This window comes from Psychrobacter sp. Ps6 (assembly GCF_022129235.1).
Lineage (GTDB): Bacteria > Pseudomonadota > Gammaproteobacteria > Pseudomonadales > Moraxellaceae > Psychrobacter.
Map to the genome: position 1 here is coordinate 322,889 of NZ_JADQAI010000001.1, position 16,765 is coordinate 339,653.

General features: G+C 44.6%; 13 protein-coding genes. 6 read left to right on the forward strand and 7 right to left on the reverse strand.

Going from position 1 to position 16,765, the window contains the following annotated elements; translation table 11 throughout:
- Positions 1–23: 23 nt before the first annotated feature.
- Both lolB and I3255_RS01415 read right to left on the reverse strand, forming a co-directional pair.
- The gene (gene lolB / locus I3255_RS01410) at positions 24–653 is read right to left on the reverse strand and encodes a lipoprotein insertase outer membrane protein LolB (protein WP_238036145.1); all 630 of its coding nucleotides are present in this window, start codon (positions 651–653) and stop codon (positions 24–26) included.
- 178 nt (positions 654–831) lie between these two features.
- Positions 832–2,769, reverse strand: a complete 1,938-nt coding sequence (locus tag I3255_RS01415; protein ID WP_238036147.1) for a tetratricopeptide repeat protein — start codon at positions 2,767–2,769, stop codon at positions 832–834.
- A 551-nt stretch (positions 2,770–3,320) separates the two neighbouring features.
- On the opposite strand from I3255_RS01415, the gene hemA reads away from it, so the two are divergent.
- From hemA to I3255_RS01435, 4 genes are all read left to right on the forward strand, one after another.
- The gene (hemA, locus tag I3255_RS01420; RefSeq protein WP_238036149.1) at positions 3,321–4,712 is read left to right on the forward strand and encodes a glutamyl-tRNA reductase; all 1,392 of its coding nucleotides are present in this window, start codon (positions 3,321–3,323) and stop codon (positions 4,710–4,712) included.
- A 502-nt stretch (positions 4,713–5,214) separates the two neighbouring features.
- Entirely contained in the window at positions 5,215–6,351 is a 1,137-nt protein-coding gene (locus I3255_RS01425; protein WP_238036151.1) for an aminotransferase class V-fold PLP-dependent enzyme, read from the forward strand.
- A gap of 204 nt (positions 6,352–6,555) precedes the next feature.
- Positions 6,556–6,993 carry a YeeE/YedE family protein gene (locus I3255_RS01430; protein WP_238036153.1) on the forward strand — a complete coding sequence of 146 codons (438 nt, stop codon included), beginning with the start codon at positions 6,556–6,558 and terminating at the stop codon, positions 6,991–6,993.
- A 98-nt stretch (positions 6,994–7,091) separates the two neighbouring features.
- Complete coding sequence (locus tag I3255_RS01435) at positions 7,092–7,511, forward strand: DUF6691 family protein (protein ID WP_238036155.1); 420 nt, start codon at positions 7,092–7,094, stop codon at positions 7,509–7,511.
- Positions 7,512–7,607: 96 nt separating this feature from the next.
- Here I3255_RS01435 and I3255_RS01440 read toward each other — a convergent pair whose 3' ends face one another.
- Positions 7,608–9,272 (reverse strand): AMP-binding protein, encoded by a 1,665-nt coding sequence (locus tag I3255_RS01440; RefSeq protein ID WP_238036157.1) that lies wholly within the window; start codon positions 9,270–9,272, stop codon positions 7,608–7,610.
- Positions 9,273–9,668: 396 nt separating this feature from the next.
- On the opposite strand from I3255_RS01440, the gene I3255_RS01445 reads away from it, so the two are divergent.
- Positions 9,669–11,804, forward strand: a complete 2,136-nt coding sequence (locus tag I3255_RS01445) for an NADPH-dependent 2,4-dienoyl-CoA reductase (protein ID WP_238036160.1) — start codon at positions 9,669–9,671, stop codon at positions 11,802–11,804.
- Positions 11,805–11,949: 145 nt separating this feature from the next.
- On the opposite strand, the gene I3255_RS01450 is transcribed toward I3255_RS01445, so the two are convergent.
- From I3255_RS01450 to I3255_RS01465, 4 genes are all read right to left on the reverse strand, one after another.
- Positions 11,950–12,717 (reverse strand): lysozyme inhibitor LprI family protein, encoded by a 768-nt coding sequence (locus I3255_RS01450; RefSeq protein ID WP_238036162.1) that lies wholly within the window; start codon positions 12,715–12,717, stop codon positions 11,950–11,952.
- Between the two features lie 109 nt (positions 12,718–12,826).
- Complete coding sequence (locus tag I3255_RS01455; protein WP_238036164.1) at positions 12,827–13,243, reverse strand: VOC family protein; 417 nt, start codon at positions 13,241–13,243, stop codon at positions 12,827–12,829.
- A gap of 209 nt (positions 13,244–13,452) precedes the next feature.
- On the reverse strand, positions 13,453–14,457 hold the full coding sequence (locus tag I3255_RS01460) for a lipoate--protein ligase (protein WP_238036166.1): 1,005 nt from the start codon (positions 14,455–14,457) through the stop codon (positions 13,453–13,455).
- 273 nt (positions 14,458–14,730) lie between these two features.
- A complete protein-coding gene (locus I3255_RS01465) occupies positions 14,731–15,144 on the reverse strand; it encodes a hypothetical protein (RefSeq protein WP_238036167.1) in 414 nt (137 codons plus the stop codon).
- 603 nt (positions 15,145–15,747) lie between these two features.
- Between I3255_RS01465 and I3255_RS01470 the strand changes: the two genes are divergently transcribed.
- Positions 15,748–16,677 carry a DMT family transporter gene (locus I3255_RS01470; protein ID WP_238036168.1) on the forward strand — a complete coding sequence of 310 codons (930 nt, stop codon included), beginning with the start codon at positions 15,748–15,750 and terminating at the stop codon, positions 16,675–16,677.
- Positions 16,678–16,765 lie beyond the last annotated feature (88 nt).

A 16,765-nucleotide genomic window follows, 5' to 3' on the forward strand; every position in this document is an offset into this window, starting at 1 on the left:
GGTGATACACTAGTAATGACGGACTAGTGATTAATCGTCATCACAACTTTATTGCCTTGTGGCTGCACCGCACTGATTTTACTCGGGAGTTTGTCATTCCCTTTATAAGTAAAGCTGGCACTCCAGTCGCCATTGACTGAGCTTACCAATCGGTTTTGAGCATCTAGCTGCGGGGCGCTATCTGAAGGCGCTGGGCGACCAGAGATCCAGTAAGGCATTTGCGAGATAGGCGCTTGCCAGCCAGTGGCTTTTTTGAGCAAGGTTTCAGGGTCATCAGCAGTCAACGTGCCCGTTTTTTCGCTGACTAGCGTCGCCGTTTGTCCATTATATTCAATGTTGGTCTTACCAATACCAAGTGCACCAATCAATTCAATAGCAAAGCGATCGTTTTCTTGTCCCCATGCATAAAACGCACTACCGCCTTGGGTACCTGAGGTGTCATTAGCAGGTGTTGTCACCCCAATTTTACCCGTGATGTTAAAGCTCTCTAGCTTTTTGGGCTGATCAGCGTTTTGACCTTGCATCGTGGTTGGTTGGTTGGTCGCATTAGCTGTTTTTAGTGACTGACAGCCAGAGGTGATCACCATCGTAGTCGCTATCGCAGTAAGCAAAGCCAGTTTGTTTGGTTTATAAGACATCGTTGATGCTGACATAATGTGCTCTCAAAATGGGAAAATAGACAGGTTAACAAAGATATTAGCTTAAGGGCTATTTGTTGCTCGGTTATGCACGGCTGTTAGCTTCTTATACGTCCCTTGTAATTGATAAGTGCTGTGTAACGTGTCAAGCCTAATGGCATCATGCCGCAACAGCTATTTTGAAAAACCAATATCAATATAGCTGTATGCTGTCATTGATATTGTGTTGTCCAAAGGAGAAGCGCTGTTGCAAGTCTGCGAGTAGTGCTTCGACTTTTTCGTTATTGCCGAGACCCTGATAAGCACGCAGTAATAGAGTGCCTGAGCGCAGGGTTGGGAGCACATCGTAAGGCGTTTGTAGATAGTCGATGACTTGCTTATAATTTTCTTTGGTCAATGCATTACCCGCCAGTACATTGAGAGCTTGCAGGTGAAGGTCATTATCATAGCGCGGGTCGTCATAGCGAATTTGGATAATTGCTGTGGCGAGTGCCAGACCTTGTTCGGAGCTACGCTCGTTGGCCAATAGCAACTGTGCATAACTGAGCTGATAGGATAAATTGGTAGGATCGAGCGCCTGCAAATGGTTAAGGAGCGTACGCTTGACAACATAGTCGCTTTTGTCATCTAACAGTTGGACACGGGCAAAGAGTAACATCTCATTATCAGGATATTTACGAGCGGCCCGCGTCAATAGACGTAAGGCTTCTTCTGATTCATTTTGCTGCCACAAAATATCGGCTTGCATCACAAAGGTGTCAGGGGCGAATACCGTAAAGTCTTTGCGTAGCTTTTCTAAAGTAGTAATGGCGGCGTCGACGTCGTCATTGAGCAATTCAAATGCGACTACTTTGCGACGTGCTTCTAATACTAAGTCTTCTTGCATCACGCCATTGAGATAGTATTTGGCTTTATCAAACTGCTGCTGACGCTCAGCACTGATACCGAGATAGTAATAAGCTTGGTCAAGGTAAGCGGGGTTTTTGGCAAGCATATTGAGTAGATCATCTGCGCTCGCATATTCTTCGATATCCAAGCTCACTAGTGCTGCTAGCAAGGTAATCTCAGCATCATCGTTAAAGCGGCTGTGGGCTTCGAGCAATAGTTTCCAAGCTTGGTCGCTTTGTTTTAAGTCTAATAAGTAGCGAATCTCGTACAGGTACAAACTTTTGCTATCAGGATTGCGCAAGCGTGCTTGGCTTATATAGTTGACCACGGTTTCTGCTGTAACGATTTTGCGCAAAATATCAGCCTTTAAGGTAATAAAAGGCACATAATCAGGCTGGCGCTCTAGCGCACGGTTAATATGCACGATAGCGATTTCGGGCTCATTGAATTGGTAAAGTAAACCGGCCTTTAATACGGATAGTGAGGCATTTTGCTCGCTATCTAGTGGCTGCAAAGCGGCGAGCAGCTCGCGTTTGTCATCGTCATTGTTGGGATAAATACCGATAAGGATTTCGCTCAAATCCGCACGCGGATCGTAACGCAAGATGCGGTTTAAGGTTTCGCCAGCTAAGATATAGTCGTGTGCCCGTAGTGCCAAATGCGCCACATAAAACCAAGCAGGTACATGATCAGGATTCTGGTCTTGCCATGATTTCGCAAATGCTAATGAATCCTCAACCCTTTCATTACGCAGTGATAGAGTCAGTGCCCTCTCAAAGACCGCTGTGGCATCTTCTTTAAAAGATTGTTGCTTATAGATTGTAATCGCACGTTGTTTGTCATCACGATCCGCAGCAAATTCTGCATCTAATAGAGCATATAAACTGGGTTCATTGAGTTCAGGCTGCCATAAGCTAGCTGGCGCTAGACCATCAATGTTTTTCACGCTATCTGTCATTTGGCTGTTTTTATGAACAGTCGTGCTGATAGAGGTGCTAGAAATAACGTTGTTATTTACCCCATTATCGCTAGTAATGACTGATGCTCGTGGCGTTTTTGTGGCCAACTCTGTATCAGCATGGCTGGCATGCGCAGGTACGGCAAGGCATAAACAGACGGCCAATGACAACGCTAGCTTATAACGCTGGCACAAACGATCAATAACGACCTGCAATAAAGCGCGGAGGCTAGATTGCTCGTTATAAAGAGGTTGTGATCTAGATAATGATCCAAAAAACATCATAGATAGCCGTGTTCGCCCATGGTTTACCTACATAGCTGAGGCAATTTTATTTTAATCATTTCAAATCAAATAGTGGTAACGAGTACCCATGACAAACATTATAAGAGCAGATGAACAGTATAAACAATAGCATCCGTGTTACTCATGTCTGAGCAATCATCATTCTATTGATACGCTATGACGGATACTTGTTTTAAGCATGAGTTATTTTGCTAGGACTTTTATACAAATAGCCATGCTCATCAGAATACTGTGGAAATATAACAAGTTAAGCGACGCTAAGCGAATGATTTATGGTTGTCTTAGCGACCATTTGCCAAAACACATCCATTGATTTTATCAATCATATCGGTAGTTGATTTGTTACATTTGCGACCAGATACAGAGATATAGCTATCATAGATGGGTGAGTGTTAATTAACGCCAGCAATAATGATATAATAAGCGGTTTTTAGGGTCTTCCTTTCAGCGCTGTCGTCAAAAACTGTCTTTTAAAAATAATGAGATAGCGTGGGTGAGCAGCTGAGCGGCATGTTTATGGTCTATCAATAATGAGATTAGTGGTCATTGGGGTCAATCACAAAACTGCACCAGTCGCTCTGCGAGAGCGCTTGGCGCTGGTGGGTGACGATGTGAATGTCGCGCTTGAGCAAATAGAGTCCTTCACGGATGGCAGTGTGATTGTCTCTACTTGCAACCGTACTGAGATTTATGCACTTGTGCCGCATACTTTGACCCCGCACCACTCACACGCATCAAGTTCGGCAGTCAATGAGCAGACAGACCACGCCATCTCTCATAATGATTTTAGTAGCAGTGCTCATGTCACATCAAGCATGATCAGCGCTCATATTCTCAAGATCAAGACGTGGCTCGCTGAATTCAAACAGCTCCCACTCGCAGATATCGATCCTTATCTCTATGTGCACCGCGACACGCACGCATTGACCCACTGGCTAAGAGTCGCAGCGGGGCTGGACTCTATGATATTGGGGGAGCCGCAAATACTCGGTCAAATCAAGCGCTCTGTACATTTGGCACAAGAGCAAAAAGTATTGAGCAATCAGCTCGGTTGGATCGTTGATCAAGTGTTTGCCGCTGCCAAACGAGTACGTAATGAGACGCAAGTGGGTGCACAAGCGGTATCTCTGAGCTTTGCGGCGGCCAAATTGGTCACGCAGATATTTGATGACTTGCCCAGTCGTACGTTATTGGTCGTCGCGGCAGGTGAGATGAATCGCTTGGTTGCCACCCATATCGCTGGTCTTGGCGTCGGTCGAGTGATTATTTGCAATCGTAATCCTGAGCGTGCTGAGGCATTGGCGGCTGAGTTACGTAGTCCCAATCGTCGTATAGACGTGAGACCCTTGCAAGAGTTGTCACAAGTATTGGCAGAAGCCGATATTGTCAGCAGCTGTAGTGGCAGTATGGATTTATTGATTGATAAAACCATGACCATGCAAGCGCTTAAGCGTCGCCGTTATCAGCCAATGCTGATGATAGATTTGGCCGTACCACGTGATATTGACTCAACCATCAGCCGCATTGATGATGTTTATCTGTATTCTGTTGATGATTTGCAGCATGTGATTGCCGGTAATATTGAGCAGCGTCGGCAAGCGGCGGTCGATGCGGAACTGCTAGTCAGTCAATTGGTCGTTGAAATAGATCGCCGCTTTCAAGTTCGTCAAGTGGGTAAAGACATCCAGCAGTACCGTACCTGTACTCAAAATCAAGTAGATAAGCTGCTGCATGAGTCCATTGCCAAGCTGCAACAAGACGACGTCAGTCCAGAAGACATTCTCATTGAGCTGTCACGGCGCCTGACCCAAACATTGACACATGCACCATCCAAACTCATGCGTAAAGCCGCCCGCGAAGGTGATAGCGATTTGCTAGATTTTGTGGTGTCTGGGCTACAGGATGCCCATCGCGGACGTTAATGTTCTCATAGCGTCGATCAACGAACACTTACCAATAAAACGCTAATCGCGCAAGCCGTATCAGTGCCTGAGCGTATCGTTGTCAACCTCTGGTATCAGTGCTACTATCAAATCTTATAGATGATTTGGGTCAAGACAGTTTGGCTTAAAATAGAGTGCTGAGACTCGCTCATGTTGTGACTATAATGTGACTAGAAATAGTTTCGCCCTATATTTATAGCCCTCATTAATGTTTATTAGAATCAGTGCGTTTACATATCATGAATCTTAAGCATTGATATCAAAACAACACATGACCTCATCATCAAAGACAATAGTAGTGCTCTAACCTGCTATCTCGTCAAACTTATATTATCTTCATCATTTTTCGCTATCAGTACTCGTTGATACCAATCATCTATGGTACTTAACGATATTAGTATCTATATTATTTCTTATCCCAATATTGCGGTACGAAGAATTAAGAGACAGTCATCATCTAATCATATACTAGGAGTGTTCAATGCCTGCATTACGTCAAGATATCGATCCAAACGGCTTATTAGAGTATTCAGTGGTTTACACCGATCGCGCGCTGAACCATATGTCAAAGGCCTTTCAGCAAGTAATGAACGACTTATCTAGTGATCTAAAATCTGTCTACAACGCGGATGCCGTGGTGATTGTGCCTGGCTCTGGTACTTATGGTATGGAAGCGGTCGCTCGCCAGTTGGCAAATGACGAAGATTGCCTGATCATTCGTAATGGTTGGTTCAGCTATCGTTGGACGCAAATTTTAGAAAAAGGCAAAATTGCCAAATCCTCAACCGTGCTCACAGCCAATCGTACCGAAGATAGCGAGTCACCAAAGCCGTTTGCACCAGTCGATATCGATACGGCGGTGGCTAAGATTAAAGAAGAGCAGCCAGCAGTGGTATTTGCGCCGCACGTCGAGACCTCATCAGGTATGATTTTGTCAGATGACTATATCAAAGCGTTGAGCGCGGCTGTGCATAGCGTCGGCGGCTTACTGGTTATCGACTGTATCGCATCAGGCTGTGTCTGGTTAGACATGAAAGACTTGGGTATCGATGTACTCATTAGCGCTCCGCAAAAAGGTTGGAGCAGTACACCAGGCGCTGGTCTGGTTATGCTAAGCGATGCGGCTGTCAAAAAAGTAGACAGCACCGAGTCTGATAGCTTCAGTATCGATCTAAAGCAATGGCTAAACATCATGCGCGCCTACGAAAATGGTGGTCATGCCTATCATGCGACGATGCCCACAGACAGCTTACGCCAGTTCCGTGATGCGGTTAATGAAGCCAAAGTCATTGGTTTTGATAAGCTATGTGAGGCGCAGTGGACGCTCGGCAAGCGTATTCGTGACGTACTAGAAGCTAAAGGTATCGAGAGCGTTGCGGCTGAAGGCTTTCAAGCGCCTGGTGTTGTTGTGTCTTATACCGATCGTGATGATATCCATAAAGGTAGCGCTTTTGCGGCAGCGGGTGTACAAATCGCTGCTGGCGTACCCTTAAAAGTAGGCGAGCCTGATAGCTTCAAGACCTTCCGTTTGGGTCTGTTTGGCTTAGATAAATTAACCGACATCGATGGTACAGTCACGCGTTTTGAGTCAGCACTGGACGAAGTATTAAGCCAGTAGTCGTGATTAAGAAACCTTTTAAAATGAGACCGCTACCTTTATAAGTCGTTCTGAAGACGCTTTTATCATCATAAAATACTGAGCCGTTATTATAATCATACGCGCTCAGTATTTTTTTACCTTTTCATTATGTTTTATAATATAATGTATTTATATAAATCGAAATTAAGCAAATACCTAATACACTTGAATGAGTAGTCCGTTATGAGTATACAAATAGACTGGCAGGCATTCACACCGATCTCCTTAGTCGGTGGTCTGATGCTAGGGGTGGCGACAGTTATCTTACTGCTCGGCATTGGGCGTATAGCCGGTATCAGTGGTATTTTTTCAAGCTTGCTAAAACCCAAGCGTGTAGAGATGTGGCAGGTACTGTTTATATTGGGTTTGGTCATATCGCCGGTGCTGTACGGGCTAGCAAGACCGCTACCTGATGTAGCGATTAGCAATTCTTTGCCGCTGTTGATTACCGCAGGGCTATTGGTGGGCTTTGGCACGCGTCTGGGCTCAGGCTGCACGAGCGGACATGGTATCTGCGGTAATGCACGCCTGTCTCCACGCTCACTGGCGGCAACCGTCACCTTTATGCTGTTTGGTATTGTGACCGTATATATCGGTCGTCATGTACTAGGGCTACTATAAATGCTCAATGGCAGATTGCCATGAGATTGCTAGTAGTAGCACTAAAGCGCGCACGATATATGATAGTTAATAAAAGATAATAATAGCGAGATACGACGATGCTAAAAAATATAATCGGATTGCTGGCAGGGTTACTGTTTGGATTTGGGTTACTTGTGTCAGGTATGACCGATCCTGTAAAAGTACAAGGGTTCTTAGATGTGTTTGGCGCATGGGATATCTCCCTTGCACTGGTGATGGGTGGTGGTTTGTTTGTTGCATTTTTTGGTGTGCTGTTGGCCAAACGTCAGGAGAATAGCTGGATTGGCACGCCCATTGACATGCCAAGCAAAACCGTCATCACCAAACAACTGATTATCGGTGCCATGTTGTTTGGTATCGGCTGGGGACTGGTGGGTATTTGCCCGGGGCCAGGTATCGTCTTACTTGGGACGGGTCAGTGGCAAGCGTACGTGTTTATCCCTGCGATGATCATAGGGATGCTGGTCTATCAGTGGTTTGAGCCAAAAATTGGCTAATTAAATAATTTGAGCATTAAAAAAGGTCAGCCACGTATATGTGATTGACCTTTTTTATAGATGTTAGTTGATGACATGACTTAATGTATTTTTAGATCACTTAACACTGGCAGTGACTTTGGGCGTTTCATGTGCCAATGATTTGGCCGCTTGGCGTAGCTCAAACTTTTGAACCTTACCCGTACTGGTTTTTGGAATTTCCGCAAAGACAATATATTTCGGTACTTTAAAACCTGCTAAGTGCTGACTACAGTGCGCCATTACCGTATCGCGTTGCAAGGTGCTGCCTTCATGAATCTCGATAAAGGCGACCGGCACCTCACCCCATTTATCATGTGGCGCGGCGACGACTGCACAGCTCTCAATCGCGGGGAGCTTGTATAAGACATTTTCGACCTCGATACTAGAGATGTTCTCACCGCCTGAGATGATAATGTCTTTAAGCCTGTCCATAATTTTGATGTAGCCGTCAGGGTATTTGACACCCAAATCCCCCGTGCGGAACCAGCCATCAGCGAATGCCTCTTCGGTGGCTTTGCGGCTTTTTAGATAGCCTTTCATCACCATGTTGCCACGTAGCGCCAGCTCACCCATGTCTTCCCCATCAGCGGCAACTGGCTCAGTCGTGCCTTGTTTAAATACCTCAAATCCTGCCATCAAGTGAGAAGTCATGCCTTGGCGTGATTTCTTTTGGGCGCGGCTAGCGACATCAAGATCATTCCATGCTTCTTGCTCTGCGCAGACCGTCACTGGTCCATAGACTTCGGTGAGACCGTAGACGTGAGAGATATCAAAGCCCATCGCTTCCATTGCTGCTAGCATGGTTTCAGAGGGTGGTGCCCCAGCGACCCAGCCTTTGACGGTATGCGTAATGGCTTCTTTATACTCGGGTTTGCCACCTGCAATCATATTGTGGACGACTGGCGCAGAACAGTAATGGGTCACTTGATGCTTTGCAATCAGTTGCAATATCAAATCAGCATCAATTTTACGCAAGCACACATTGACCCCAGCACGTTCGGCGATGCTCCACGGAAAACACCAGCCATTGCAGTGAAACAGCGGCAACGTCCACAGATACATTGGGTGCTTTGGCATGTCCCAATCTAAAATGTTCGACACTGCATTGAGCGTAGCACCGCGATGGTGATAAACGACGCCTTTGGGTTTGCCTGTTGTGCCAGAGGTATAATTCAGCGCAATCGCGTCCCACTCGTCTAATGGCATTTCCCAATTATCCAGACTGTCTGAGCTGGCGACTAATGCTTCATAGCTCATCTGCCCAAACGGCTCGACATCAATAGCATTATCGGTCGCGTGAATGACAATTAGGTTTGGAAAAGTCTCATCGATAATCTCGGCGTGGTCAGCAAACTCACTGTCTAAGATAAGAACCTTTGCTTCTGAATGCTGCAAACAAAAGGTAAGTGCATTGATATCGAGACGCGTGTTTAGGGTACAGAGTACGCCGCCTGACATGGGTACGCCAAAGGCACATTCGACCATTGCAGGTGTGTTTGGCAGCATGACGGCGACTGTATCATTTTTATCAATACCCAGTTTGCGTAAGCCATCCGCCAATTGACGGCAGCGCGTATAAGTTTGTTGCCACGTCTGAGTGAGGTTGTTGTGCGCAAGATCATCGTAAATGATCGCAGTCTTATCAGGATAAACGTGAGCGCTGCGGATGATAAAGTCAATAGGAGTAAGCGGTTGATAATTGGCGGCGTTTTTGCCGAGACCAGTATGAAAATCTGTCATGATGATAATCCTTTATCGTATTTTTATAACGCGTCAATAGGGTAACGCAGCATCGTAATTTAACACAGAAAGGGGTTAGAATAGTCGATGTTTATCGATTAATGTATTATTCTGTGAGGAGTAATTTATAAAATATCCGTCTCATCATAAACAGTCGTTTTAGAAGTTTAGAGCGGTTTAATGATACTCACCTAACCATACGCCACAAGTCAACGTTATAGCCAGCGCCTTTCATTATAATTATTCATATAGTGCTCACTCATCAGTCGTTTGTCTGCATAGCTGGCGATAATAGCGGTGTGTTACGATACCAGTAACGCTAAATCCTGTAGCACCACTATTTCTACAAAGCTATTTTTAAGAAGCCGTCTCAAAACCATTCATAAGGAAAATGATATGACCGCCAGCCGTTCTGCCAATACGATCGAAACTGCCAGCACTAACGAATATTATCCGCATTTATTTGAGCCATTGGACTTGGGTTTTACCACGCTAAAAAACCGCATGGTCATGGGCTCTATGCACACAGGACTCGAAGACCGTTTTTATAATTATGGCAAGCTAGCGGCGTATTTTGCAGAGCGTGCTCGTGGCGGAGTGGCAATGATGATCACAGGTGGTATCTCACCGAACCGCGAAGGGTGGTTGTTGCCTGCTGGCGGCACGATGAATACCAAAGCTGACGTCATCAATCACCAGCGCGTCACCCGTGCTGTGCATAAGCATGACAGCAAAATCATCATGCAGATATTGCACAGTGGTCGCTATGGCTATCATCCTTTTGCGGTATCCTCCAGCCCAATCAAATCGCCAATCTCGCCGTTTAAACCGCGTAAGATGAGCATCAAAAATATCGAGCAGACGGTCAAAGACTACGCTCGTTCAGCGCGTCTTGCCAAACAAGCAGGCTATGATGGTGTCGAGATCATGGGCTCTGAAGGCTACTTACTCAATCAATTCTTATCGCGTCATGTGAATAAGCGCAAAGACAGTTATGGTGGCGATATTCAAGGTCGCATGAAGTTTGCCGTTGATGTGGTTAAAGCCGTTCGTGAAGCTGTTGGTGAAGACTTTATTATCCTATTCCGCCTGTCAGTCATCGATTTGGTCAAAGACGGTAACGTCATGGATGAAGTCATCACTGTGGCAAAAGCGCTAGAAGCAGCGGGCGTGACCATCATGAATACGGGCATCGGCTGGCATGAAGCGCGTGTCCCGACTATCGTGACTAGCGTACCACGCGCGGCCTTCGTTGATTTCACCGCTGAGATCAAAAAACATATCAGCATCCCGATGATGGCGGCCAACCGTATCAACATGCCAGACACGGCAGAAGAAATCATCGCTGCGGGTCAAGCTGACATGATTCAAATGGCGCGTCCATTCTTGGCGGATGCACACTGGGTCAATAAAGCCAAAAACGGACAGACAGATCGCATCAACACCTGTATCGCTTGTAACCAAGCGTGCCTCGATCATACCTTTGAAAACAAACGCTCGACTTGTCTCGTCAATCCGCAAGCCTGTTATGAGACTGAACTGGTTTATAAGAAAACCAAAAAACCGAAAAAAGTCGCTGTCATCGGTGGCGGTGTCGCTGGTATGTCAGCCGCTCATGTCGCGGCCTTGCGCGGTCATGAAGTGACTTTGTTTGAAGCCAAAGACGTTTTGGGTGGACAGTTTAACTACGCCAAAGTTATTCCGGGCAAAGAAGAATTCTTTGAGACCGTTCGCTACTATATCAATGAGCTTGAGCATTTAGGCGTTGAGATCAAACTCAATACTTTTGTGGATAAAGACATGCTGGAAAAAGCCAAGTTCCATCATGTCATTGTCGCAACGGGCGTCGTACCTAGAAGCCTAGCAGGTAAGCTCGAAGGGGCTGACCTGCCACAAGTGATTAGCTATGCAGAGCTACTCTCTGGCGAAAAAGCTGTGGGCAACACCGTGGCTGTCATCGGTGCTGGCGGTATCGGCTTTGATGTCAGTGAATATCTGACCGCTAATCACGGTAAGTCGCTTGATGAGATCGGCCCTGAAGGTCTAAAAGATCCAGATTATCGCCCTGAACCTCAGTCCATCAGCGAGTGGCGCGAAGAGTGGGGTGTAACCAACGATACCGACTATCAAAGTGATGGCGGACTGGTCAGACCCAAAGCGATTAAGCCTATTCGCCAAGTCTACCTCATGCAGCGTAGCAAAGGTCGTCTAGGTAGTGGTTTGAACAAAACATCAGGCTGGGTGCATCGCGCGCATATCAAATCACACGGCGTCATCCAAGTCGCTGGCGTGCAGTACGACAAAATCACTAACGAAGGTATTTGGGTCACCAACTCACAAGGTCAAAGCCAGCTACTCCGTGTTGATAGCGTCGTTGTCTGTGCCGGTCAAGAGTCCGTGGTCGAGCTAATGCCAAATGTCGGCGATGCGCCAGATGCGCAATACCATCTCATCGGCGGTGCTAAGCTCGCAGCTGAGCTAGATGCCAAACGCGCAATCCGTGATGGAGCAGAGGTTGCAGCCCAGATCTAAACTTTTCAGTATGAGTGTTAAATAATGGACGGCGAGAGGATATCTTTTGCCGTCCTTTTTTATTTAGAATGAAAATTTGCCTTATTAAACTAGATATTCAGTTCAGCTTATGTTTATTCTGAAAGAATCAAGAGATTTTGTTCACTTACTCTCGTTCTAATACAATCCCGTCAAAATACCCTCGCATACCACAATGCAGTTCTCTATACTGGTTATCAATGTCTCTCAATAACAACTGAGTCCTACCTTTATAAAATGCCGGATATAAACGTAGCTCAACAGTTTTATTTGGCTGATCATCGTTGATGACCCAATGATTCTGTGACCATATGGCTTTACTCTCTCCCAAATCGCAGGTATGAGCATTGGTAAAAATCAAAGCGCCATCAATGATGGAAAGATAAGGCTTATTAGCGATACTATGAATCGATACCGTGTTTTTTGCCTCTCCCGTATCTTCCCAGCGCTGAGTACCTGAATTATATATTGAGATTTGAGTGGTTTGAGAAAACTTACCAAAGGCACTTTTACTCGGTGAATTAGAAGGACTTAACTCATCTGAAAAATTCCGAGCCACACCGTAATTGGTTTGCTCTTCGATATACTCTTTATACTCACGTATCAGACACTCTTCACTTTTACAGGTATTACGCTGAAAATTCAGCCATGTGCGTTGATTGGCAATGAGCCTATCTTTAAAAGCTTTGCTGTCTTCGTAGTTAGGAGCAGCGTCAAGATTGCTTTTATATTTTTTTGCCATAGCTTCATCAAGAGCAGATAACTTAGTATTCATACACACTGTTTTCTCTACCCACGTAGCAGCCTTATTGCAATCAAAACTTGCTGAATTTGCATAAGTGGAAAGTAGGCAAGTGCCTAAAATACCAATTGTAGTGATGCATAACTTTTTCATATTACCCTCATTTTTCAGAGCTTGATTGTATGTTAGGAAAGCTATAACTGTGATATACGTGTCATCATCACTTTCTGCAAAAAAAATCAGCCTAGTCAGCCTCACTCACCTACCAACTGCCAATATTTTCCATCGAAATCCAAGGCTCAATAGGTTCTAAGTCTTCACCATTTTGTAGCAGCTCAATTGAGATATTATTAGGGTCTTTCACAAAAGCCATATGGCCATCTCTAGGCGGTCTTAATATCTCGATCCCTGCCTGTATAAAGGTGTCGCACTGTGCGTATATGTTGTCGACTCTAAAGGCAAAGTGCCCAAAATTATCGCCATTGGTATATTCTCTTTCATCCCAGTTGTGCGTCACCTCAATCTCCGGCGCACCCTCATGCGTTGCTAAAAAATATAAGCTGAATCTGCCTGATTCAGAGTCTCTCTTTCTTAGCAGTTGTAAGCCCATAAGGTCACAATAGAAAAACAACGTTTCTTCTAGTTTGTTGGTTCTAATCATTGCATGTAAGTACTTCATAAAAATACCTTAATATTGATTATTCATAAAAAATCGAGTAATGGCAGGGTGCTTGTTATGCATCATTAATATACAAAATCTCAGATGGCGTATGTATGATATCAATACCATTAATTACATAAAGCGCATTTGTGTCAGTAACTTTTTATCAAGCAGTGCAAGCGACATACCCTGCAATACTTGCTAGATTAAATCTGACATCGCAAAATCTAACCCTCCATCTCACCAACTAACCATCCCTCAAAATCACTAACCTGCGCCGCCAACTCAGGTTGCACTTTTGCTAGTTCATCGAGCTTATCTCTAATCTCGCTTTTATTATATTTCACACCAATCAACGTCTCTTTAAGCAAATCAATCAGCTCAACATTTAACGTATCAGAGAAGATAACAACTTCTGTAATCACGGCTTGCTTGACATCCATATGCACATCCATCATGCCCCAGTCAAAGCGCGTCTCGATATGATGAGTAAACTCAGGCGTTTTACCAAAGCGCCAATCCCAGTCCGCCATCTGCTGATAGTAAGCGTTTAGCGTCGGCTGCTTGGCAAGGCTGGCTTCATCCAACTGCTCAACTGGCGCAGTCTCTCCGTAATATTCGCAAAACGCCTCGATAATCGCATCAGACAACGTTTCATGATTGATGGCATCATTGAACTCTACCAAGTTTGCCACGCGTGCGCGTACAGACTTGATACCTTTGGCTTTGAGCTTTAGCGGATGCGGATTGAGATAGTCGCCAAGCTTTTGCATGTTGGCATTGACCAGCAATGTTCCATGATGAAAGCTGCGATCGGTAGCATGTTTAAAGGCACTGCCTGATATTTTTCGGTCGCCCACTTGCATGTCATTACGACCAGATAAGGTGGCGTCTATACCGAGCTTTTTCAGTGCATTGATGATAATAGTAAAGTTGGCCGTTTGGTCGTACGCGTGCTTGGGGGACAAAAAGGTAAAATTGGTATTGCCCAAATCATGAAATACCGCGCCGCCACCACTCTGACGCCGCGCCAAAAACACATCGTCTGCTGCCATTTTATCGGTTTTGCACTCAACCCATGGGTTTTGTGAGCGACCAATGACCACGGTCTCAGAGTTGCGCCATAAGAACAGCGTATGCGAGTCAGGAGTGAGCGTATTAAATATCCAGTCCTCGGTGGCAAGGTTAAACCAAGGATTGGTCACGGCAGACTTTAAGATGCGTAGTTTCATGATAGATACTTCTTTCAGATAGTTTTTATAGAGTGAGCGTTATAAATAGGCACTGACATTCTTACCGATGCGGCGTTGGAATTCAATGAGTCTCTGGTAGGGACGGTGGCCTGAGCTTTGAGTAAGATAACGTGATTCGGCAAATTATTTGAATAAATCTTATATTAGAGCTAAGGCTGGTAAAGATAGCTTGTTAGGTTTTGGCAACGTTTACTAAAAAGCTGAGTAAAATACTCAGCTTTATGACCTCTAAAATTTCAGAAGCATTTCGCTTTATTCAGCACAAATCTCCCATTGCGATTTGGTGCTGAGATAGCACTGCATAACCGCTTTGCCAGACTGCGCATAGGCATCACTGACGATACGCTGATTGGTTGGCAGACGATATCTGATGATCGCGGGCTCATCATTGACGGTGGTTGTCCATCCAGTCACTTCATTACGGTCATTGTAGTTTGCACTGGTAGAGGTTGCCATTTTGCCAAATCCTGGCAGGTTATATGAGACCTGTCTAAAACTATAACTCATCGCTGCACCCTCAGCGCCCTCATACTGACAGTTTAGCTTTTTTTGCAGTTTATCTTGTTTATAAACATAGCAGGTGGTCGCATCTGAGAACTGACCAACCCCGCAAAAACCTGTTGTCGCAACGGACATACTGCCTATCAACAAAGCGATTTTCTTCATAATGATTCCTCAATAAATAGTAATGACTGCTCGTCCTGTTTGCCTGTTATTTCCTGACATAGTTCACATTGACTAGCATTATAAATACTAGATAATTAGTAAACAAATATCAACTAATATATTTTTAATGCAGATTGGGGTTTGTTAGATAAATTCTGCTCTAATATTGGTATTATTAATACTATCTTTCACAGTGGCTTGCTATAAGTAGCGTTTGATATCAAAACGAGTTTGATTTTTATATCTACTAACATAACAGATTACTCAAGGGTGACTTTAGAGTCTGCGAGTATATGCATAGAGAGTCGCTAAAATAAGCTAAAGTAGGAAAACTAAAGAATAAGAGCTTCTGACGGTATAGGGCTCAACGAAATGCTATGCTCGATTTATGTGTATATAGAGCAGCGAGAAACCTGAAAGCAGCTTTAAATAAATTAAAATAATAGAAAAAAATTTACCATTATTTTTATAAAAATTACTTACCAAACCATCAAAAATTTATCGTGATATATTTTGATAGCATGATAATTTCTACCATATATCAGACACTTATGACCGACACGAGTTGGCAAATGCAGTCTACGCGCTTAATAGGATTATCCGATGACCAACCGTGATCTCATCATCTTTGTGACCCTCTCTTTTATGTGGTCACTCTCTTTTGTGTTTTATCGGATCGGCGTGCCTGAGTTCGGTTCATTAGCATTTGCCAGTCTACGAGTGATATTTGCTGGATTGGTCATGCTCGTCTTTGTATTGTTAAAAAAGAAAAATAGAGTCGGTATCAAAGCGCATTGGAAAATGCTCACGCTGGTTGGTTTGTTCTCGGCAGCGCTGCCATTTGTGCTGTTTTCTTTTTCTGCGCAATCAGTGAACGCAGGCGTACTCGCTGTACTAAACGCTTCTGTACCGATGATGAGCGGCTTTATCGCTCGTGTGTTCTTTAAAGACAGACTGTCCAAAAAACAAGCGCTTGGTTTGGTGATTGGGGTAGTTGGGGTGATTATATTGATGAGCGAAAGCTTATTTGGTGGCGGCGAGCAGGGTAAAGGCTTGGTGGAGGGATTATTACCAATGGGCTATGCCTTGTTTGCTTGTGTGGGTTATGCGCTTGGCGCGAACATCACCAAAAACTACTTATACAACGTCTCACCTGTTGCTATTACAGCAGGGTCACTCATCATCGGTAGTATCATCATGTTGCCAGTGGCCTTTACTGAGTTTCCTTATGGCAAAGAGATCAGTATAAAAGCATGGGTATCGGTCATTTGTATCGGCGTGTTTTCAACCGCCATTGCGCTTATTTTTATGAATCAGTTGATCAAAAATATCGGGCCGACGCGCGCCACGAGTATTACGTTAGTCATCCCGATTTTTGCGATTATTTTGGGTTATTTATTGCTTGGCGAGGCGCTAAATATACAGGCCATCATCGGTTCAGTCGTGATATTGTTCGGCACATATCTATCATTAGAGCTGTCTATTAAGAAGATGCTAAAGCCAAAAAGCAAGATTCAGACGAACATTATTTAAGGCTTAGTAAACAGTCTTCGTAGTAACCAGACACAAAGATTTGTATAGGTGAATATTGGTGTATCTGTTTGTAAATATTGCTTGGAAT